Annotated in this window: 20 protein-coding genes and 1 pseudogene; 4 read left to right on the top strand and 17 right to left on the bottom strand. The window is 49.4% G+C overall.

Annotated features, from left to right (window positions below):
• The 5 genes from BLR50_RS12055 to BLR50_RS12075 all read right to left on the bottom strand — a co-directional run.
• Positions 1-235, bottom strand: a 235-nt coding sequence (locus tag BLR50_RS12055) for a transposase (RefSeq protein WP_143008113.1), incomplete at its 3' end; no start/stop codon positions are given.
• Positions 236-399: 164 nt separating this feature from the next.
• Entirely contained in the window at positions 400-2,175 is a 1,776-nt protein-coding gene (locus BLR50_RS12060) for a GGDEF domain-containing protein (protein ID WP_092642646.1), read from the bottom strand.
• 202 nt (positions 2,176-2,377) lie between these two features.
• A complete protein-coding gene (locus BLR50_RS12065) occupies positions 2,378-3,085 on the bottom strand; it encodes a zinc dependent phospholipase C family protein (protein WP_092642649.1) in 708 nt (235 codons plus the stop codon).
• 100 nt (positions 3,086-3,185) lie between these two features.
• A complete protein-coding gene (locus BLR50_RS12070; protein ID WP_092642652.1) occupies positions 3,186-3,941 on the bottom strand; it encodes a protein-glutamine gamma-glutamyltransferase in 756 nt (251 codons plus the stop codon).
• The gene (locus BLR50_RS12075) at positions 3,938-4,945 is read right to left on the bottom strand and encodes a hypothetical protein (RefSeq protein WP_092642655.1); all 1,008 of its coding nucleotides are present in this window, start codon (positions 4,943-4,945) and stop codon (positions 3,938-3,940) included. The genes BLR50_RS12070 and BLR50_RS12075 overlap by 4 nt, the downstream gene beginning before the upstream one ends.
• A 240-nt stretch (positions 4,946-5,185) precedes the next feature.
• On the opposite strand from BLR50_RS12075, the gene BLR50_RS12080 reads away from it, so the two are divergent.
• Both BLR50_RS12080 and BLR50_RS12085 read left to right on the top strand, forming a co-directional pair.
• On the top strand, positions 5,186-5,725 hold the full coding sequence (locus BLR50_RS12080; protein WP_092642658.1) for an ECF transporter S component: 540 nt from the start codon (positions 5,186-5,188) through the stop codon (positions 5,723-5,725).
• 19 nt (positions 5,726-5,744) lie between these two features.
• Complete coding sequence (locus BLR50_RS12085; RefSeq protein WP_162840424.1) at positions 5,745-6,227, top strand: P-loop nucleotide/nucleoside kinase family protein; 483 nt, start codon at positions 5,745-5,747, stop codon at positions 6,225-6,227.
• Positions 6,228-6,321: 94 nt separating this feature from the next.
• Here the strand turns inward: BLR50_RS12085 and BLR50_RS12090 are convergent, their stop codons facing one another.
• On the bottom strand, positions 6,322-7,443 hold the full coding sequence (locus BLR50_RS12090) for an aldo/keto reductase (protein WP_205408703.1): 1,122 nt from the start codon (positions 7,441-7,443) through the stop codon (positions 6,322-6,324).
• A gap of 146 nt (positions 7,444-7,589) precedes the next feature.
• Between BLR50_RS12090 and BLR50_RS12095 the strand changes: the two genes are divergently transcribed.
• The gene (locus BLR50_RS12095) at positions 7,590-7,988 is read left to right on the top strand and encodes a MerR family transcriptional regulator (RefSeq protein WP_092642664.1); all 399 of its coding nucleotides are present in this window, start codon (positions 7,590-7,592) and stop codon (positions 7,986-7,988) included.
• Here the strand turns inward: BLR50_RS12095 and BLR50_RS12100 are convergent.
• The 9 genes from BLR50_RS12100 to BLR50_RS12140 form a co-directional block, all read right to left on the bottom strand.
• Positions 7,979-8,962, bottom strand: coding sequence for a phosphotransferase enzyme family protein (locus BLR50_RS12100; protein ID WP_092642667.1), 984 nt, complete (start codon positions 8,960-8,962; stop codon positions 7,979-7,981). The two genes, BLR50_RS12095 and BLR50_RS12100, sit on opposite strands and share 10 nt — an antisense overlap.
• A gap of 71 nt (positions 8,963-9,033) precedes the next feature.
• Positions 9,034-9,459 carry an NUDIX hydrolase gene (locus BLR50_RS12105; RefSeq protein WP_092642670.1) on the bottom strand — a complete coding sequence of 142 codons (426 nt, stop codon included), beginning with the start codon at positions 9,457-9,459 and terminating at the stop codon, positions 9,034-9,036.
• Positions 9,446-10,297: a TIGR03915 family putative DNA repair protein gene (locus tag BLR50_RS12110; RefSeq protein ID WP_092642672.1), complete on the bottom strand. Its 852-nt coding sequence runs from the start codon at positions 10,295-10,297 to the stop codon at positions 9,446-9,448. The genes BLR50_RS12105 and BLR50_RS12110 overlap by 14 nt, the downstream gene beginning before the upstream one ends.
• On the bottom strand, positions 10,276-11,598 hold the full coding sequence (locus tag BLR50_RS12115; protein WP_092642675.1) for a putative DNA modification/repair radical SAM protein: 1,323 nt from the start codon (positions 11,596-11,598) through the stop codon (positions 10,276-10,278). The genes BLR50_RS12110 and BLR50_RS12115 overlap by 22 nt, the downstream gene beginning before the upstream one ends.
• 116 nt (positions 11,599-11,714) lie before the next feature.
• Entirely contained in the window at positions 11,715-12,401 is a 687-nt protein-coding gene (locus BLR50_RS12120; protein ID WP_092642678.1) for a hypothetical protein, read from the bottom strand.
• An 89-nt stretch (positions 12,402-12,490) separates the two neighbouring features.
• Positions 12,491-14,830, bottom strand: a complete 2,340-nt coding sequence (locus BLR50_RS12125) for a transglutaminase-like domain-containing protein (protein ID WP_092642681.1) — start codon at positions 14,828-14,830, stop codon at positions 12,491-12,493.
• Positions 14,827-15,999, bottom strand: coding sequence for a DUF58 domain-containing protein (locus BLR50_RS12130; RefSeq protein ID WP_092642684.1), 1,173 nt, complete (start codon positions 15,997-15,999; stop codon positions 14,827-14,829). The genes BLR50_RS12125 and BLR50_RS12130 overlap by 4 nt, the downstream gene beginning before the upstream one ends.
• Complete coding sequence (locus BLR50_RS12135) at positions 15,996-16,946, bottom strand: AAA family ATPase (RefSeq protein WP_092642687.1); 951 nt, start codon at positions 16,944-16,946, stop codon at positions 15,996-15,998. Before BLR50_RS12135 ends, BLR50_RS12130 begins: the two co-directional genes overlap by 4 nt.
• Positions 16,947-17,263: 317 nt before the next feature.
• Positions 17,264-18,001: an N-acetylmuramoyl-L-alanine amidase gene (locus tag BLR50_RS12140; protein ID WP_092642690.1), complete on the bottom strand. Its 738-nt coding sequence runs from the start codon at positions 17,999-18,001 to the stop codon at positions 17,264-17,266.
• Between the two features lie 98 nt (positions 18,002-18,099).
• On the opposite strand from BLR50_RS12140, the pseudogene BLR50_RS14895 reads away from it, so the two are divergent.
• Positions 18,100-18,228: pseudogene (locus tag BLR50_RS14895) on the top strand (GHKL domain-containing protein); the annotation flags it as partial.
• A gap of 112 nt (positions 18,229-18,340) precedes the next feature.
• On the opposite strand, the gene BLR50_RS12150 reads toward BLR50_RS14895, so the two are convergent.
• Together BLR50_RS12150 and BLR50_RS12155 are read right to left on the bottom strand one after the other, a co-directional pair.
• A complete protein-coding gene (locus BLR50_RS12150; RefSeq protein WP_092642694.1) occupies positions 18,341-19,051 on the bottom strand; it encodes an MBL fold metallo-hydrolase in 711 nt (236 codons plus the stop codon).
• Position 19,052: 1 nt separating this feature from the next.
• Positions 19,053-19,661, bottom strand: coding sequence for a TetR/AcrR family transcriptional regulator (locus BLR50_RS12155; RefSeq protein ID WP_162840425.1), 609 nt, complete (start codon positions 19,659-19,661; stop codon positions 19,053-19,055).
• Positions 19,662-19,873: the final 212 nt, after the last annotated feature.

Here is a 19,873-nt window from a genome sequence, read left to right on the forward strand (position 1 = left end):
ATCTGGTCTCGCTTCTTATTCCATACAGATAGCCGATGAACAGCATGCGAAACATGATTTCCGGTTCAATTGCCGGCCTTCCGATGTTTTCGCAGTAATACGGTCTGCAAATTTCATTGATGAAAGAAAAATCAATGTATCTATCTATCTTTCTGAGCAGATGATCCTTCGGCACCAGATTTTCTATGATTACCAGTTCCATTTTTTCTTGTCGGTTTGTCCCTGTATTAAGCATTGATTTTTCCTCATTTCATGCGGTTTTCTTCCCTTCTATTATACCATATTTTTCATATATTTTCTCCCTTTTTTGCATAAAAATAGACCGCTGACTTGGACTTTGTCAGCGGTCTGAAGGCCCTGCCCAAGCAGAGCCTTACAAAGATTCAAGAAAGTTGTTTTTCAGTCAACATACGCGCAGCTTGTCCAGCACTGCTTACATTTCTTCTTCTGGCTTCCCGCTGCCTCGGCAAGTTCGTAGATATCGGCATACTCCTTTTTACGGTTGGTAATACCCGCAATAGAAATAGTCATAATGGGAAACTGCTCCGGTACACCCCTACGGTTTTTGGTGAGGATATAGCCATTCTCCAGATCCCTCTGAGAATAGAACCGCACAATTTCGTGATCAAACGACTTAATTATTTTGCCGCAAACCTCTTCATATTCATAGTCGGTTAAGATGCAGACAAAATCATCGCCGCCGATATGCCCGATAAAAACCGAGCCCGGCACCTCATCTTTAAGCAGCTTAGAAACAAATATAAGTACCTTATCGCCGTTTTCAAAGCCATACACATCGTTATAAGCCTTGAAGTTATCAATATCAAGATAGAGGATGGTGAAGGTCCTGCGGAAGGAGATGCACTGTTCCATACGAATCTGTATTAATGTATTGCCCGGCAGACCGGTAAGCGGGTTGAGGTGGATGGCGTTGTTCACCTCAATCTCCATTGTTTTTTCCAGCAGTGTTTTAATGGTTACCACGCCGTGATACTGCCCGTCTTTGGTAACCACAATGAAATCATACAGGCTGTCGGCGGGGCGGGACATGGCTAAGGATGAAACCATATCGATTGGGGTGGTGAAGTCTACAATCAAAGCATCCTTATCCATAATATGACGTACCTCGCGTCTGGCATGCAGACTGTAGCCGTATTGGCCGCTCATCATCAGGTTGATGTGCGTCTTGGTGATAATGCCCTCAACCGCACCGTTGTTGACAATGGTGATTCCGCTAAGGTTCGGATGTTCTAAAAAGGTATTGTAGATATCCTGTGTGAGCCGGTGTGGGGGTGCCGTTTCGTTATCACAGCTGAGGTTGCCGATAAACAGCTGATGCACACTGTTGTACAGATGATTTTTCTGCGAATTGTGCTTGTTGATATGTGCAATGGCCGCAGAATCTACCGTTCCGATTGTCTCGCAGGGGCGCTGCAGAAAATACCCCTGCCCGTAATGCACGCCGATATCGATAAGCGTATATAACTCGTCTACCGTTTCGATGCCCTCGGCAATCAAAAACACATTGGAGGTGCGGCAAAACTCGCAAAAGCACTTCACCAGCGACTTCTTAAAGCTGTCTCCGTCAATGGAGCGCACCAGATTCATATCCAGCTTGATGTAATGCGGGTGGATGTCGCTGATCATATTCAGGCCGGAGTACCCCGCTCCCGCATCATCGATCGCGATTTTGTAGCTCTGCCCCTTGTAATTGTCAATGGCCTTTTTAAAGCCCTCTACATCCTCCACCGCGTTTTTTTCGGTGATTTCAAAGATAATATCCTCGGAGCTGATGTTATAGCTGTGCAGATACTCCTTGGTAAAGCCCTGTTTAAATTTTTCATCGTGTATGATATGAGGGTCTACATTTATAAACAGCTTAACGTTGGAATCCTGCTGAAAGGCACTTTCCAGTGCACGGGTACGGCAGAGCTGTTCCAGCTCCCACAGCTTGCCGCATTGGCGCGCAATACCAAATAGGGCATCGGGGTTTTGAAGCGGGGTATCAGCCGGCCCCCGGCTAAGCGCCTCGTAGCCTAGAATGCTGCCGTCGCGCAGAGAAACAACCGGCTGAAATACCGTTTTGATACTGGCGTGTTCAATAATACTGCAAAGCTGCTTTTCAAGCTCGCCAGGCACATGGGTTTTTCGTTGTGTACCTTCATATTCGTCCATGCTAATTCTTCCTCTGTATCCTCATAAATTCTGTTATTCTCTTATCATTTACAGAATACCATGCAGTATTTATTGCCAACAGACGAGAACTGTCATGTAACGGTAAAATCCGCGTAAAGGTGCAGAAGTTATATCATGGCCCGAGAATAGAAATTGCGCAGACAACCAGGTGTGCCTGCGCAATTCAAATACATTTTTTTATTTAAGACAATGCAGCTGCGGGTTCTAGCATACCTGCAAAACGGCTTTCGCGCGCAATACTGTCGGCCGAACCGAACAGGTAAGCACAAAGGCTGACGGCATAAGCGATATCGCGTTCGGGTGTAGAAGGGATAGACCTGTATTCTTCATACGCCGCCCAGATGTTTTCAAGAATCTTATCCGCCCGCTGGGAGGGCAGCATAACCGCCGCACCGATAGGGCTTTGTGCCTTCAGGCATTTTGTTATGGCCATCTCGTAGCCGATATGCTCGCGCGAGCTTGGAATACCGCCGTTATGAGCGTAACAAAAAAAATCCGCAAGAAAGTGGCAGAGGATTCCGAGCTTGATGTTAGTGTATACCCCGCCATGCCTTGCGTTTTCAATGCTGTCTATGCAGTTTTTAATTCTTTTCTCAAATGCCGCTCCGCGCGCCTGCGCACTGTGCGGTACAAACATAAAGCTGCCGATAATGTCGGGCTGAATGTTGCCAAACAGGAATGCAAGCCGCTCGGTGAACCGCTGTTCACGTATATATAAGTTCATGACCTTTGAAGCCATCTTCAGATGCGAGTTGAGATTCATGGGATGTACCCCCTTTATAGAACGATTCGCGTTCATTATAACGGTTTTATACCCGAACAGCATTATCTTCTCGTAAAACTTTTGTGAACTTTTGTTTAAATTTTTGTGAAGGCAGAAAGCCTTCATAAATCCTGACTATTTAACAGGTGTATATTGCTTACACTTATTAAAAAAGTAAATGCCCGCAAAAATGGGGCATTTAAAATGGATATGTCTGCACTTGGTTTTACTGGCTGCTTAATGCGAACAGCCGCTTAAAGTTTGGCCGCCCCACCGATTGCATTAAAAAGGCCTTTTCTTCCGCATCCTCGCGCCGGTGACGGTTGAGTGCCGCAATAATATCCTCCCCGGAGCGTTTACCCATACCATGCCCGTAATACTGGTCGTTAGACAGATCGATTACGTTCTCCCCCTGCCATTCTGGGGTTTCGGGGTCTACATCCGGGTTGGCGAAATAGCGCCGGTCACCGGGCAGATGGTCATCTGCTGACCTCATGCGCCCGATATCCTGCAGGTTCGGGTGGATATTATGCCAGTTCATCAGGTAAAGATTTTTAAAAGATTTGTTAAAGCGATTCTCTCCAAAGATACTTAGAATAGCCTTTAAATATACAATCTGCATCGCGGTTGCACACTCGGTAGCGTACTGACCGCCGTTTACATAGATGTCCTTAATAGCTTCGGAAGGCAGCACATCGTCTTTGAGCTGAAATCCGCCCTCCTCGGTACGCTTCCAATAGTTCGGGTTTGCTTCCGATTCACGGAATACCGCAAACGCTAACCGGCTTTTGTGCAGCTCATTGGCGGCATTGATGATTTCACGCCGCAGCCGAAGTTCAAACATCAGCTCCTCTTCGGAGGCATAGCTGTAAACGGCATCACTTGCCGCAAGCGTGTTGATGATGGAGCGTTCCACACTACCTTCGGAAAAACGGCTTGCAAGCGCCGAGGCATCGGCTGCAGCCCCATTAATCTTAATCATACCGCACCTCCTGCCGCCGTAATTGCGATGGCAAGCTGTTCTTCGGCGGCCAGGTTTAAAAAGGCCTTCCACCGGCTTGCATTCTGCTTACGCAGCCAAGCCGAATAGTCGGCCAGCATTACCATCTGTTCCTGCGTAAGGTTTTCTGTTTTTTTTAGCAACGAGTACTCCTCATCGGTTAATGCGGTAAGCGGTACATTACCTGCGGGCGAAACAGGCTTACCAAGGTATTTTGCGGCAGGATTAATCAGAAACGGCCTTGGGTGGCTGGTAAGCTGGAAGCTCTCGCAGGAATAATAGAGATAATCATAATTCTCGCTCAGCCAACTCATGTAATCCTCATACTGTTTCTGCTGAGCCGCCGGGCGTTCTTCCGGTAAAACCGGCTGCAAGCTTAACAGATGGCAGGCAAGCAGGTAATCCTTTTCGTGGGAGGAACGAAGATATCCCGCTGCCAGCCGCAGCGTAGCAGGGTCACGCGAGGCAAAGTAAGCCCACGCAATATCGTGTAGGAGCAGCCCCTTCTGGTTGCGCCGAAAGATGATATCAACCATGATGGGCAGCATCTTCGCATCCTTATACCGGTTGGACAGTAATGCCGCAGCATTATCCAGCACGCGGTCAAAGTCGTTTTCTGTTCCATCATCGGCGGCGCCTGTTTTCAATATCCATTTCAGCACGTTGTGACGTGCCTCTTCATCTGCCTGCGGCATACTCTGCAAACGGTTTAACAGTTCTTGATTATTAAGTGCCCTAGCGCTGAGCCTAATTGCGGTAAGGTTGCGCGAATTTAGCTGAGGCAAGAGCCCCTGTGCTTCAATTTCGGGCAGCAGCTGATACAGCGTATAGAACATCAGCCCGCGATCGTTTACCATTGCTGCCGCCTGCAGCCGATTGCGTGAGGCAACCGCCTTAAAATAGCCTTTCATCCGCTCACTGCCAAACCGTGCGCGGATACTCTCCAGCCCGCCGGATAGGTTTCCCCTGCCAAAATTCCTGTTCAAAGCCATCCCCCCAGCAACTACGGTATCACCCTGTGTAAAACGGTTGCTACATCATATTAACCGGACGGCGGTTTTGTACCTTATCCGACGTTATTAATTGTCGGACATCGGCCTTATTTTTTATGCTTGACATAAAGTTCACTCTAAGGTATAACATGTAAATAACAAAGCTTCGGGCTAAGAGGAATCCGAACCCAAGTTTCTCTTTTGTGTGAGTACCGGAAAGGAATCGTAACCAACATGAAGAATCAAACCAAAAAACTAGTATATGCCGCCGGATGCCTGGCGATGGGGATCATATTGGCATTGTTGTTTCATTTGTTGGGCGGCGGGCTTGGCAATATTCTGCTGCCAATGCATATTCCTGTGCTGCTGTGTGGCTTTTTGTGCGGCCCCCTTTTTGGTGCCGCGTGCGGCGTTCTGTTGCCTTTGCTCTCCTCTATAATGATTGGCATACCTCCCATCTTCCCCGTTGGAGCCGCCATGATGTTTGAGCTTTGTACCTATGGTTTGCTGAGCGGTTTACTGTATAAAAAGGCAAATGTATATATCTCGCTGATTGTTGCCATGCTGGGCGGGCGCATAATAGGCGGCGCCGCCAATGCGGTGTTGCTGGGCATAGCTGGCAAGGCATACGGCTTAACAGCCTTTGTCACCACGATGTTTGTTACCGCACTGCCGGGCATTTTTATACAGCTGGGTCTCATACCGCTGTTGGTAATCGCACTTACAAGAGCAAGACTAATCAATGATCCCAAAGGTCAAAACCAAAAGCAATAGAAGGGGTGTAAATCTTACGATGGCTAAGGCTATTCTATTGTGCGGCAGGATTTCCAGCGGTAAAACCACCTACGCCATGAAGCTAAAAAACGAAACGCCCGCGGTAATCCTTTCTGCGGACGACCTGATGCTCACGCTCTTTGACGCCTGCCTGGGCGAACGGCACAACGAGATGGTTGCACGCATTTCACGCTATTTCTGCAGCCTTTCTGAGAATATCCTCGCAAAAGGGCTGGATGCGGTATTTGATTTCGGCTACTGGACAAAGCAGGAACGCGCCGAAATTAAGCAGTATTTTACAGACAAGGCTCTCCCATTCGAGCTTCATTATATTCGCGCACCGGAAGAAGCAAGGTTAAACCGGCTCAAGGCTCGCAACGAACGTTTAAAGGGCTCTGCAAAGCGGGAATATATTATTGAAGGGGAACTTCTTAAAAAGCTCGACGCACGGTTTGAGGAGCCTTCCCCGGATGAAGTGGATGTTTACATCGACAATAATTAATCCTATAAAAACCAGGGCGGTTCAGTTTTTTTGCTGAACCGCCCTGGTCTTTGTATTTCAGGATAGCATGATTAAGCTTGATATTGCTGAACGCCTACAGCTTTGCAACAGTTTCACGGATCTGCGCGAGCTTTTCGGGGATAGAAATCGCCTGCGGGCAGTGCTGTGCACAGATACCACAGGCAATGCAGCTTTCCGCACGCTCCGCTTCGGGCAAAGCTGCATAGGCAGTTCGGTAGCCGTCAGCATCCCGGCTGATGGCATAGTGGTTATAAAGCGAGAACATCTTGGGTATATCCACACCGTTCGGACAGTCCATGCAATAGCGGCAACCCGTACAGGGGATGGTGCTATGCGCCTTATAGGCCGCTACCGCCCGGCTGATGACACTGTAGTCCTGCTCCGTAAGCGGCTCGAAATGTTCCATGGTGCTGACATTATCTCGAATCTGCTCCAGGTTCGACATACCGCTCAACACTGTAAGCACATTTGGCAGCGAGGCCGCATAGCGTATTGCCCACGAGGCAACACTCTGCTCAGGCCGCGCCTCTTTAAAGATACGGTTCGATGCCTCACAGGGGCTTGCAAGCAGACCGCCGCGCACCGGCTCCATCACGATACAGGGCAGGCCGTGACGCTCGAGAATCTCATACTGCCGCTTGGCATCCTGCATCTCCCAGTCCAGATAGTTGAGCTGAATCTGGGCGAAATCCCACTCATACTCGTTGCAGATAATCTCAAGCTGGTCCGGTACATCATGAAACGAGAAGCCAAGAAAACGGATAGCCCCTTCCTGCTTTTTGCGCGCAAGAAACTCATACGCGCCTAACTCTTTACATCTTTGAAAAACGCTTTTGTTCAGCGCGTGGATGAGATAAAAATCAAAATAATCGGTCTGCAGGCGCGAAAGCTGAAGGTTAAAGATACGCTCCACGCCTGCTGGGGTATCCGCCATCCATACCGGCATCTTGGTTGCCAAAAAATAACTGGACCGATTATATTTCTTCAGTGCGTGGCCCACAAATTCCTCCGACATACCACCATGGTACATATGCGCGGTGTCGAAGTAGTTGATGCCGTGCTCGTAGGCGTAATCCACAATCTGCTGTGCACGGGTATAATCAATATCCTCTTTTTCAGGGGTAACCTTTGGCAGGCGCATACAGCCAAGGCCGAGCGCCGAAACCTCCGTACCCTTAAACCTATTCATCTGCATTGCTGTTAAACCTCCTGTCTGTTATACCATCATTGTAAAACTTATAGTTACCTCGAAGTCAAGGGGTGCTGCAACAATTTTATAGACTTCAAGCAAACTCTAAGCTATAATAACAATGTCTATAACAAAGGAATGAGGTAAACGATATGGAATATACCATTTCACAGGCAGCCGAACGCATGAACCTTACGGCTCACACGTTGCGCTATTATGATAAAGAGGGCCTGCTGCCCTTTGTAGCTCGTACCGAAGGCGGTATCCGCCATTTTACGGAATCGGACATCGAATGGCTTGCGCTGATACGCTGCCTGAAAAGCACCGGAATGCCGGTAAAAAAGATTAAGGAATATATCGACCTTTGCATGAGAGGAGACGAAACGCTGGAGGAACGTAGACAGATTTTTATCAAGCAGCGGGAAAATGTACTGCGTCAGATGGCGGAGCTTACGGAAAACCTGAGAACCGTAGAGTATAAGATTAAACACTACGATGAGGCTGTGGCCCTGTATGAGCAGCGGATGGAGAAGTTTAAAAATCACGCATAAACCGAAAAGATGGCCGGTTCATTATAGATGCAATCTAAAAACTGTTCCTTCAGCTGCTGATTCCGGTGCAGATAATCCTGCATTACGGTAAACAGCAGCAAGCGGCGGTAACTGATAAAGGTATCGATCTGTGAAAGCCAGAAGTCGTCAAGATGGCTCTCTTGCTCATAGCCGCACAAAAAGCTCTCCAAAAAATCCCGGATAACCCCGTAATCGGTAACCTCGCCGATCATACCGCCGCTTTTATCAAACAGCAGCATCTGCATGGCGGTGGTGAGGTCGCTGATAAAGAACTGACAGTTGGCAACATCAAAGTCCAGCAGCGTAATCCCCCTGCCGTTCCATGTAATGTTGTGAATATGGTTGTCGTTATGAATGAACCCAAAGCCTTCACGGTTTATGGGCAGCTGTTCCAAACGCTCCTGCATCTGCAGCCATTTCTGCTTAACGGCTTCGTCCTTGCACCAGTTGTAAAACATCTCGGTTTCCTGCTGCCAGCCGTTCAGGCCGCTGCTTGCGCAGGACGGCAGCGTAAGCCAGTATGGGTAGCTTTTTGCGGCGCGGTGCATCCTTCCGGTAACTCTTCCCCATTCCTTATAAAACGCGGGAGTACATTCGTCCTTCATAGGGGTGCCGCCTGAACAATAATCCATTAAATATGCGGTAAACAAGTGCCCGCCGAACGGTACGCTTTCATACAGCGTGCCGTTTTTATTCTTTATGGGGCAGGCGACCTGAATACCGCTCTCGCCAACAAAATGTGCGAAATTTAAACGGTCATCGAGCTTCGCAAGGCTGAGCGTGTCGCTGAGGGGCAGTGCCAGCACCTTGAGCACCTTTAAGGGATTACTGCCAAAGGTAAAAACCGTACCGTCGGAATCCTCTCTGCCGCCGCCCAGAAATTTGAGAGACTTGGCCGGCACGGAAAGTTTATCGCACAGGTTGGTTAATACGTTGTTGGGTATTGTTATCATGTCTGCACCTCCAATAGTATGAATCTTAAACTAAAGCTCCGCTGTAGATCACATTATTTTAACTCTGAGGTCTATGATGCCCCCACCACCGAGCAGACCTTTTCCACCAGCTTGGGCTGGATAAGCGGATCGGCCCACTTCTCGGGTAAGGTTTCGGTTACGACAATTCTCTCCATCTCAGAGTCAGGCATCTCTGAAAATCTGATAATATCAGCAAAATAGAGCATGCCATAGGTTTGCACGTTTTGCTCGGTATCGGTAACGGAATAGGGGCAGATTTCTCGCACCGTGTAGGATATGGCACCGGTTTCTTCAAAAAGCTCCCGTTCCGCGGTGGTAAGGATATCCTCCCCCGGCTTACGATGCCCGCCGGGGCACTCGTAGGTATTTCGCTGCTTATGCTTGCAGAATACCCAGTAGTCGCCGTATTGTGAAACAATCACTGCATATTTCAGCAGCTGATCCTCATAGTCTTCATGAAATTTAACCTTCAGCATGAAATTGTCCTCCCTTTATTGTCTCCAAGGTATCGGACAGCAGCAGCTTTTCGGGTTCAGCCGCCCGGGTATTTTGCTTGATTGAACTTGGGCGGTTGAACTCCGTCATATTGCCCCAGTAGCGTTTGGGCATGTGCGTCATGCGACATTTTGGGTTATGGCGCCCCTTCACCTCTATGGTATCGTAAAACAGCTGCCACAGCCTACGGAAGGCCAGCTCTTCTTCATCCGGTTCGGGCTGCTCAAGCGCTTCCAGCGGAAAGATGACGGGGCGATGTGGCTCGTATGCAAGCGCCATCGCGTGGGTTTTATCGTAGATGAGAAACCGTTCCTCCGGGTAGCGCTCGCAGAAGTGCTGGACAAGCACCGGAAGTACGCTGTTCTTGGGGTCAATCTCTGCCAGCAGTGCGCCGTTTGTAATCGAAAAGCGAATAAAACCCTTGAGCAGGTGGGCTTCCCTATCCAGATGCCGCACCGCCTGCGTAAGCGTGTGCACCACATCGTCGGCCAGCATATTCATCACCCTGCGCCCATGCGTAAAGCCAAGCCGAAGAAACAGCAGAATATATAGCTCCTTGCGCTCTATGCAGGTAAGATAGGCGCGCCATACAAAGTCGAGCACCTCGCCGCCCATGGTTTTGGGGATAGAGGCAAGCACCCGTTCCGCCTTTTGCTCATCGGTGACAATCACACGGCGCTGCAGCAGAGTGGTTTGCTCGGTATCGGGGGAAAGGATATCGGCGGGTATCTCTTGATACACATAGCTTTCAAATACGCAGCACATCAGCCCGTGAAAGCTGCCGTCATATTCATATACTAAATCTGCCCGGTTAAGCATTTTTGAATATCCTCCTGCGTAAGCGGCGGCGGTGCAAACATCGAAAGCTGCTCCGGCTCGTCATGCAGTGGCATGTTGTGGTAGTACATGCCAAGCTCCTTCTCGCTCATCATAGCGCGCAGCACCGCGTCCTGCGAAATCTTCAGCCCTTCGGTGGTTCTGCCGTTGCAGAGGATGAAATACTGTGCACGTTTGAGCACCACACCCAGCTTTTTTAGTGCCGTAAAGTCAAGCGATCCCATCCGGCGCGCAGTGATTATGCGCTTGGCGCTGTTAACGCCAATGCCCGGTACGCGCAATAGGTCTTCGTAGGGGGCGCGGTTAACCTCCATCGGGTAATACTGCATATGGTTCAGCGCCCAGTTGCACTTAGGGTCTATATATTGGTTAAAGCTCTGGTGCCGTTCGTCCAGCAGCTCCCCCGCGGTAAAGCCGTAGAAACGCAGCAGCCAGTCGGCCTGATATAATCGATGCTCGCGCAGAAGCGGCGGCTTGGTGGCGGGTGCGGGCAGCAGAGGGTTATCCGCCACCGGCATATAGGCCGAGAAAAACACTCGCTTGAGGGTGTATTTTTTATATAAGCTCTCGGTAAGGTTTAATATCTGATAGTCGGTTTCAGGAGTCGCGCCGATGATCATCTGGGTGCTCTGCCCCGCCGGAACAAACTTTGGTGCGTGGCGGTAGCGCACGATATCGGTGGAATTCTCGCGTATACCGCTTTGGATGAAACCCATGGGAGCCAGAATGGAATGCTTGGTTTTATCGGGCGCCAGCAGCTTGAGGCTTGCCTGCGAGGGCAGCTCGATATTGACGCTCATACGGTCGGCCAGCAGCCCCAAACGGGATAACAGCGCCGAATCCGCCCCCGGAATGGCCTTGGCGTGGATATAGCCCGAAAAGCGGTATTCCTCCCGCAGCAGCCTAAGGGCCTCGATCATTTGTTCGCAGGTGTAATCGGGGTTTTTCACCACCCCTGAGCTTAAAAAAAGCCCCTCGATATAGTTGCGCCGGTAAAAGTTGATGGTGAGCTCCGCCAGCTCGCGCGGTGTGAAGGTGGCGCGAGGAGTATCGTTGGAGCGGCGGTTAACACAGTACTGACAGTCGTACACGCAGGCGTTGCTCATCAGCACTTTTAACAGCGAAATACACCGCCCGTCACCCGCAAAGCTGTGGCAGATACCGCAGGCCTCGGAGCTGCCGATGCCGCCCGGGGATGCCTTTCGGTCGACGCCGCTGGAGGTGCAGGCTACGTCGTATTTGGCGCCGTCGGTGAGAATCTTTAGCTTTTCAAATACGTCCACGGCCGCAAGCTCCTTAGCCTTTAAAAATTGGGTTTATGGCTGTTGCTGAGATGAGAGATAAGTATTATTACGGCTTGATTATAGCATAGAACGTATGTTCTTGTAAAGAGCAAATTCTATTTTAATCTGCTATCAATCAGTTTTAAAGATCTGCAGGCCTCACTATACAACAGTGTATCGGGATACCGTTCTTTTATCTGCTGCAATGCCTTGATGCTGCTTTGTAGGGGAAACGCCGATAAGCAGGTAATCGCCTTCCACACAATCACCGGGTTGCCATGAAAACGGTCAAACAGCGAACAGATTACCCTTGCGTTTTGTTCTGTCGCAAGCTGTTGGTTATAGAACACCATATACCCTGCCGCATCGATGGCCTCGGAGATTTTATCTTCATCCTGCCCAGCCAAAACCTCCAGAAGCACACCGAACACGGCGGGGGACATGCTCGCCAATGACCTCGCGATGATATCCCTTGCAAGCGGGTAGCTTTTCTTTTGCGATACCTTATCGGGCAGCGTTTTATGCTGGTTGCTTCCGATAGCGCCAAGGTAGTTTACCATTACCCGGGCGGTTTCGGCACTGCCATTCTCCAGTGCTGTACAGATCTCCAGCTTTGTATACAGGCTTTGTTCTTTACGCAAAAGCTCCAGAATAGTGGAGATAAAGTAGCTGCTATTTCCGCATCGCTGTGACAAAATGCGAACAGCCGCTGTTCGTTCAGCGGCTGTTTTTGAATTCATAAGCGCGCAGAGGGCTTCATCCGGTTCTTTAGAAAGGCGCTCAACATCGCTCGGTGTAATCATACCTCTTAATCTTAATGCTTCCGGATTACTCCTCAATGGTTCGTTCCACCACACTGTCTTTTACGTTTTTCATCTTTAAAAAAATAGCCTTATTTATTTCTGCTTTTACGCCTGAGCTTTAGCATCTCGCCGCAAACCGGCAGTACACGTTTAAAGAAATAGGCCGCGCGCCCCAGCTTTTGCAGTACCCGCTCTTCAAGGGTTTCGTGCAGGGCGGCAAGCTCGCCGATATCGTCTTTGCCCGGCTTGATAAGACCATACTGCCAGCGCGTATAGGCCTTTGAGATATGCTCCATACTGCTGCTCCTTTTTAAAGACAGCCTTCGGTCACACCTCGGCACAAACTCCGTAAGTGTTTCTCCTACATGCAGCGAGAGGTTAAACACCTCCAGCTGCCTGAGAATATCCTTAAAGTAGAAGCTCATCTGTTCCCCTTCCCCTTCAATCAAACGGGCAAGGTTTTCGTACTTGTAGGCGCGCTTGGGCAGACGAATAAGATGGCGCAGCAACAAATAAATGGTTATACTCAGCAGCAGTATTAAGATGAGCGTGATGAAAAGTGCCCCCCCGTTGTCTTCGGTGTGGGTTTGACTTATTTCTATCGGGCCTACCGGCTGCTGTTGCGGAATATACTGGCTCGGAATGCCACCGGTTATCATTGTAGGCTCTATAGGCCTTTCTTCCGGAAGTTCAAGGGCATTATCAAAGCGTAACGGATCAAACGTTACCCAGCCAATGCCTTTAAAATATACCTCGGACCACGCATGTGCGGTTTTTTCGGTTACATAAAAGAGATCGGGCCGAATATCGGTTTTTTGCATGGCAAAGCCGGTTACATACCTTGCAGGCAGACCTGCACTACGAGCAAGCACCGTCATGGCGCTGGCATAATATACGCAATACCCCTCACGGGTTTTTAAAAAGTGGGCGACAAAATCCTCATCCTTGGGCGGTATATCCGGTGTAAGCGTATAGGTACAGTTCTTCGCCAGCCACTCTTCTATGGCTTCTGCTTTTAAATAGGGCGAGTCGATCCCCTGAGTAATCTGAGCGGCGGTATCGGTTACCGTCCGGGGCAGCTTTTCTGGCAGCTGCAGATATTGATTGCAGATAGTTTCCCAATTTACATCCTTAAACCCGCTTACCTTCTGCTCCAGTGACTGCATGTTCTTACTAAAATCCTTTAAAGACCGATTAAACATATCCGCGGTAAAGTCATAGGTATTGCCAAAGCCAATAAAATTGGTGGAAAAAAGCTCGGACTGATTATTATAGTAGATGTTGTGCCGTTCAGGAGGCGTAAGGCTGGTAAGGCGGTCGGTTACAAAGATGCCCCTTGTCCACCCGTTATTGTAAAAAACCTCAACCTGCAAGGGGTAAATCATCTTTTGATACAGCTCCGCGCAGCCGCTGCTCTTCCAAAGCGGGAAATCGGGCTGAAAGGTTTGGTTACGGTTAAACCGCCAGATCAGGCTGTCATAACGAAAGCGCCCGGTGCGCCAGCCGTCGTACCAGCCGGTACCGCTGTAGGTGTCCTCCACCGCGCCGCGCAATAAGAACGGCACCTTGGTATATACCGAGAGCAGATGCATATTGCCGGGGCTTATCGGGCCGCCAAGACGGTCGGAAAGCGGGTAGTAGCCAAGCCCCGATAGCTTAAAGGAATCGTTGCGCGGCTGGCCGCGGCCAAAATAGTAGCTGATAAGGTCGTTACAGTCGTATACGATGTTCAACAGCGTCTGTGACTTCCACTTGGTAGTATCAACCGGAACCATAATCACAGCGGCCAGTACGGATATCAGCGCTATGGGTACCGCGGTAAGCTGAAGCGTGGTAAGCGCAACCGATTTATCCTTCGAGGCTTTTTTGATTCGTCTGAACTGGGCAGCGGGAAGCAGGATAAGATAGCCCACCGCAAGCAGTGCCAGTACCAAAGCAGTTGTTTCATCATGCCGGAAAGCCTGCGCAACCACCACAGCGGTACACAAAGCCCCCAGCAGCGAGAGCGAAAGCAGACGACGTACCAACAAAAACAGCAAAAATGCAAGCGGCAGGATGAGTATTACACAATGGAGCTGTAAGTTTTCCCGCCAAAAAAGCACTGCCTTAAACTCAATATCAGAAATAGGATCCGCCAAATCAGCGGACAGCTTTAAGAGCTGCAGCACACCAAAAAGCAACGCCGCAGTACCGATAACAACCGGAAACACCCACACACGGCGGGTAAGAAGCCAAGCCAGGAGCAGTGAACAAAACGAAACGGCGAGTATAATAAGCAGGCTGCTCTGCAGCCCGACCCAAGGGCATAGGGCAACCGAAAGGCCAAAGATAATCAGCAGCACGGCAAGCTGCTCCGCCATCCTTGACTGCATGATGGTGCGTATCAGCTTAAAAAAACGTTCGGAAAGCTTTATTCTATCTTCTTTCATAGCGACTCCTCCAGCATCTTTGCCACGTCGTCGCCGGGCGCGAGAGCAATAAAACGTACCCTTTCACCGGTTTTTGTTACCTTTGGGCGTGCCATATTCACTCCCACTACCGTAATGGTTTCAAACGGAAGGTTTTCGCATGCAATGCGGTCGCACATCTGCTGGCAGTCACCCATCGTAAGCAGATAGAGTGCCCCGTTATTCTGCCCGTGCGCAAGCGCCGCAAGAATGTTTACTTCGTCAGACTGATCATAAAAATCGACAAGTGCAAGCCACCGGTTTATCTTGGGGAAATCGCGTACACTTTCAGCATCCATTAAGTTGTCACCCATAACAGTATCCAGATGCACCACATGGGCATGCGAAAGAGCATAATACAGGATGGTTGATGCAGCCTCGCACAGTGTGTCTTCGCACATAAGTGCCTGCTCGCCTTTCTGGCCGCAGGTTCGGTTATCTACACACACCAGGCAATCCGTCTGTGATGACTGCTCGTAAAGACGGGTATACAGTTTATTTTTAGAAGCCGATGCCTTCCAGTGAATGCGTTTGAGCGGATCCCCGGGCTGGTATTCGCGAACACCGGCAAAGCTGTCTCCGTTGTTAATCAGGCGCAGATTGGTGCCATCGAAGTTTTTTTCGTCTAAGGAATGGGAGGGCAGACTGTACAGGTCGTGCACCCGTGGGAACACCAGCACCTCGCGCTGACGGTAGTAGGAAAGCTTGCGCATATCAAAATGCAGGCCGGTAAGGCCAAAAACATCCTGAATATCGACATAGGTCATCCCCACCTTAAAGCGGCCGCGGTAAGCGCAATGCAGCTGCGGCGAAAAGGTGATGCTCTCGCGGGGCGCAAGATGAAAAGCGTAGGAGGTATGCTCCCCCTCGCTGATAGCATCCATATATACGCGCATCATGGTAAACGGGTAGGGCATGTCGTTGTGGATGCTTAGGGTAAGGTTTATGGTATCGCCCTTTACCGCTTCTTCCCGATCTACCGATTGGATGAATGAAAAGCGCAGTATCGTCCAAAGGTTGAGAGCCACGCTTAATATCAATACACCAAGCTGCGCAAAGAATACAATGAAGAAAACCCGTTCGCCTGTAAGCAGGCCACCAATAAGGCAGACTGCCAGCAGCAGGTAAAATACAATTTGAATCGCTCTCATGACACAACGGGAACAGGCACAGTGCGCAGGATATCGCGCAGCACGGCCTCGGCGGATTTATTCTGGAAGCTTGCCTGCATCTGTAGCACCAGGCGGTGTGCAAGCACCGGCACAGCCAAGAGCTTTACATCATCGGGCAGCACGAAGGTACGGCCCTTGAGCAGCGCATAGGCCATACAGGCGTGCATCAGCGCCAAGGAACCGCGGGGGCTTACCCCTAAGGATAGCTGTTCATTCTTGCGGGTTTTATCTGCAATATCTACAATATACTGCATTACAGCACGGGAACAGGTGATGTTTTTAACCTGCTGCTGCAAAAAAAGTATCTCCTGCGGGGTTGCGGCAGCCTTTACCTGCAGATGGGGCTCTTCACGGCACCTGCTTTCAAGGATGTCCACTTCCTCACTGCGGTTGGGGTAGCCCAGTGAAACGCGGATAAAAAAGCGGTCGAGCTGCGCTTCCGGCAGCGGGTAGGTTCCGGTAAGCTCCACCGGGTTTTGCGTGGCAATTACCATAAAAGGCTCGGGAAGCGGGTAGCTTACCCCGTCGATGGTAACCTGATGCTCCTGCATCGCCTCCAGAAGGCTGGACTGTGTTTTGGGGCTTGTACGGTTAATTTCATCGGCCAGCACCAGCTGGCTCATAATCGCGCCGTGATGCACCTCCTGCTCACCGGTCTTCATATTCAGCAGGGTGTAGCCCGTAATATCGGAAGGCAGCACATCGGGCGTAAACTGCACACGCTTAAAGCTGCAGCCGGTAGACCGCGCCAGCGCGGAGGCAAGCGTGGTTTTTCCAAGGCCGGGGACATCCTCAATCAGCAGATGCCCGCCGCTTATCAGCGTAATCAGCGCCATATCGATAGCCTCACGCTTACCGATAAGCACCGTTTCTATGCTCTTTCGAACCGATTCAATAATCTGTTCCGTATTCCTTGTTGCTTCCATAGTACTGTCACGTCTTTCCTGTTACTAATTGTTAGTAGAAGACTTACACAATGCAAGGCCATTCCGGCGGCATTTACCGCCGCTGCCGTTTTGCGGCAAACATATGCAATTGCTTTATCGGGGCCATGTATATGGAATTACAGTATAATGCATCCATGAAGTCTTCTTAATTGTAGCAGAAAATATAGTTGGAAACAATCTGCAATGGACAAAAACGGCGATATATACCAAAAACAGACCTTTTACCTGTGCACCTATAATTGTAAGTTTTACTCTTTGTAACTCTTTCTTGGGCTAATTTTGTGAACTTTGATATACTAAACCACAATATAGCGCGCTGCTGCATAACCGATGGTGCCGTTATAATCGACAACATACCAATCGTTCACCTGCCCGAGAACGGTAACCGTACTGCCGTTGGGCGCCTTGGTGAGCACCCTTGCGGTAACCGACGGGAAGGCTCGAATATTCAGGTTGCCGCTGCCCAGGGTGACAGTGCCTCTTCTTGGTGGTTGCGCTTCGGCAAACGGCACACCGAAGTATTGTGTTAATGCCTTCACGGTGGTGCGCGCAATGGCGTTGATATTTTCGGCAATCCACTGGGCATCCTCCAGATTATCGTGGTAAGCATATTCAATCAGCATGGCAGGAGCCTTGGTTAATCGTACCTCGCCCAGTGTGGTAGAAGGCACAATCTTAACCAGTGACGGAAGCGGGTAGATCTCTTTGAGATTATCCGCCATAATCTGAGCGGCCTTTTTGCCCCAGATGCTGTTGGGGTAGTAATATACCTCGCTGCCGCGCCGGGTTCCCGCTATGGATTCGGGGGCCGCATTGGAATGCAGCGCCACATGAAGATCGTAGCTGCCCTGATTAGACTGCGCTATGGAGCTTGCTGCCGTCATCTGCGGGGTATTGCGCGTGAATCGGATGCCGTTGGAACGCAGATACGGAACCATTGCATCGGCAACGCGGTTCATGTAGTATTCCTCTGTACCGCCAATGACATATTCGTTATATTCCTGTGTAGAGGGGCTTAGGTAGATGTTCGGCATTACCTGCGCTTCCTTTCAGTCGTACTCTATTGCAGACTATGCAGAGCACCATAAAATGGTGACGGAAAACCTAAGGTAGCCGCAATAAAAGAGCAAATGCGAAAGGTATCGGCCTTTCCTCCGTTCGGGCGGTTGCCCAAAAATACCGCGGTACAGTTGAGATTACCTGCACCGCAGCGGAGTTTGCACCTCTGTTATGCTGCCTGCCGGAACATATAGCCCACTAATGTCTCAGGCACCCTTTAAATCGGATTGTATCTGCCCCGCTTTAACAGAGAGTATGAAATCAAAAAGTCAGGCGCCAAAAGGTACCTGACTTCTACTGTTATATAATACTCATTATAGGCTGCTGTCCTTCATCGCAAATGGTTCGCCGTGCCCGGGATAGACAGTTTGAATACTCATGGTTTTGATACGGTTGATGCTTTCATCAAGCTGTTTAAAATCAAATGCGTTCGGCGCTGGTGCCGGTTTGTCAACACTTACAATGATATCGCCCGAAATGAGATCATCCTGTGTGGTAAGAATGCCGATAGAGCCCTTCGTGTGCCCGGGAAGAGCAAGTATTTTTGCGTCAAACCCATAGGGTGCAAGGCTGTTGCCTTCATTAAGCAGTATATCAGGCTCAAACCCTTCAAAGTCTTCCCGTGTCTTTTGCATAATCCGCGTAATCTTGCCCTTGATAAGAAGAAAGATAAACTTCAGTAAAGCGGAACGGTAACGGAAGGTTTCCATCATCTTTTCAAGTGTAGGATTGTCAACCAGTTCGATATCTGCGGAATGCATGGCTATCTTAACACCGTACTGCTTTCGCAGAAAGGCCGCATTTGCGGTATGGTCACAATCCCCGTGGGTTAAGATTACAAGCTTAAGGTTCTCGGCACTGCAGCCGTTATCTGAAAGCAGCTGCAAAAGCAATGCGCGTCGGTTATCCAGTTGTTTATCCCGAATGAGGCTGCCTCCGGTGTCCACTAACAAGCAGTTACCATTTTGTTTTAGCAGGTAAGCGTTCACCCCGCCCAAATTCAAACGTATAATCTCTTGATGCATGTTATTCTGTCCTTTCCTTCGATGAATGATTCTTGTGGTACGCACCGTGTGTTTCCTTTATGGCGTTTGCAAACAGTGCGCCAAACTGCTGTTTATCTATCTTATAGTAGTCCGGCCATGTATCTGCAAAGCAGAGATAGGCGCAGTTGGGCAGAAAACCTGTGAAAAACTCGGTCACCCGGCGCTCCTGCACATCATAGTTCTCATCCAAAATAAGCTGACTATCCTGTGCAATAAAGGCATCGAGCATACGGTAGATGACGGGTGGCTCGGTAGTTTTCTTTAGTGAATCCATTAATACGATTCTTACTAAATCTGAATAGCGCTGCCCGAACTGATAATAGCCGCCCATACGGTCGGGCATGGATTCGGCTTTTTGCTGATGGGTTTCTTTTGGCACCTTGCTAAGCAAAAGGGTGTATTCGTCTATAAACTCCCTGATAAGGACATCCAGAATTTCATCCTTGCTTTTAAAATGATAGTAAATAAGTGATTTCGGCACCTTCGCCTCGCGGGAGATTTCGTCTACCCGCGCGCCCTCAAAGCTTTTTTCGGCAAACACCTTGATTGCCGCCTGCAAAATTCGCTCACGCGCGTTTTGCTCACCCAATTTTGCGACGCCTCCTTTTACTGACCATTCAGTACTATTTATAATACAATGCTTTCCAATCAATGTCAAGTAGATAATAGCTATGTAACCCTATTTTGCATTAAATAATCAGGCTGAAAATGATTGACAGTACACAATCGGATATTTATATGCATATTAATGTAATAAAAAGTAAGAAGATAAATAGTGTGAAGGTTATCATACTATTTATG

Origin of the sequence: Acetanaerobacterium elongatum, assembly GCF_900103835.1 — a bacterium.
GTDB classification, from domain to species: domain Bacteria; phylum Bacillota; class Clostridia; order Oscillospirales; family Ruminococcaceae; genus Acetanaerobacterium; species Acetanaerobacterium elongatum.

Coding starts and splice junctions, on each gene's coding strand:
- BLR50_RS12060 (WP_092642646.1), bottom strand. CDS start 2,175: ATGGACGAATATGAAGGTACACAACGAAAAACCCATGTGCCTGGCGAG.
- BLR50_RS12090 (WP_205408703.1), bottom strand. CDS start 7,443: ATGCAGATGAATAGGTTTAAGGGTACGGAGGTTTCGGCGCTCGGCCTT.
- BLR50_RS12100 (WP_092642667.1), bottom strand. CDS start 8,962: ATGATAACAATACCCAACAACGTATTAACCAACCTGTGCGATAAACTT.
- BLR50_RS12065 (WP_092642649.1), bottom strand. CDS start 3,085: ATGAAGGCTTTCTGCCTTCACAAAAATTTAAACAAAAGTTCACAAAAG.
- BLR50_RS12120 (WP_092642678.1), bottom strand. CDS start 12,401: ATGATTACACCGAGCGATGTTGAGCGCCTTTCTAAAGAACCGGATGAA.
- BLR50_RS12135 (WP_092642687.1), bottom strand. CDS start 16,946: ATGGAAGCAACAAGGAATACGGAACAGATTATTGAATCGGTTCGAAAG.
- BLR50_RS12070 (WP_092642652.1), bottom strand. CDS start 3,941: ATGATTAAGATTAATGGGGCTGCAGCCGATGCCTCGGCGCTTGCAAGC.
- BLR50_RS12105 (WP_092642670.1), bottom strand. CDS start 9,459: ATGCTGAAGGTTAAATTTCATGAAGACTATGAGGATCAGCTGCTGAAA.
- BLR50_RS12130 (WP_092642684.1), bottom strand. CDS start 15,999: ATGAGAGCGATTCAAATTGTATTTTACCTGCTGCTGGCAGTCTGCCTT.
- BLR50_RS12080 (WP_092642658.1), top strand. CDS start 5,186: ATGAAGAATCAAACCAAAAAACTAGTATATGCCGCCGGATGCCTGGCG.
- BLR50_RS12095 (WP_092642664.1), top strand. CDS start 7,590: ATGGAATATACCATTTCACAGGCAGCCGAACGCATGAACCTTACGGCT.
- BLR50_RS12150 (WP_092642694.1), bottom strand. CDS start 19,051: ATGCATCAAGAGATTATACGTTTGAATTTGGGCGGGGTGAACGCTTAC.
- BLR50_RS12110 (WP_092642672.1), bottom strand. CDS start 10,297: ATGCTTAACCGGGCAGATTTAGTATATGAATATGACGGCAGCTTTCAC.
- BLR50_RS12140 (WP_092642690.1), bottom strand. CDS start 18,001: ATGCCGAACATCTACCTAAGCCCCTCTACACAGGAATATAACGAATAT.
- BLR50_RS12125 (WP_092642681.1), bottom strand. CDS start 14,830: ATGAAAGAAGATAGAATAAAGCTTTCCGAACGTTTTTTTAAGCTGATA.
- BLR50_RS12085 (WP_162840424.1), top strand. CDS start 5,745: ATGGCTAAGGCTATTCTATTGTGCGGCAGGATTTCCAGCGGTAAAACC.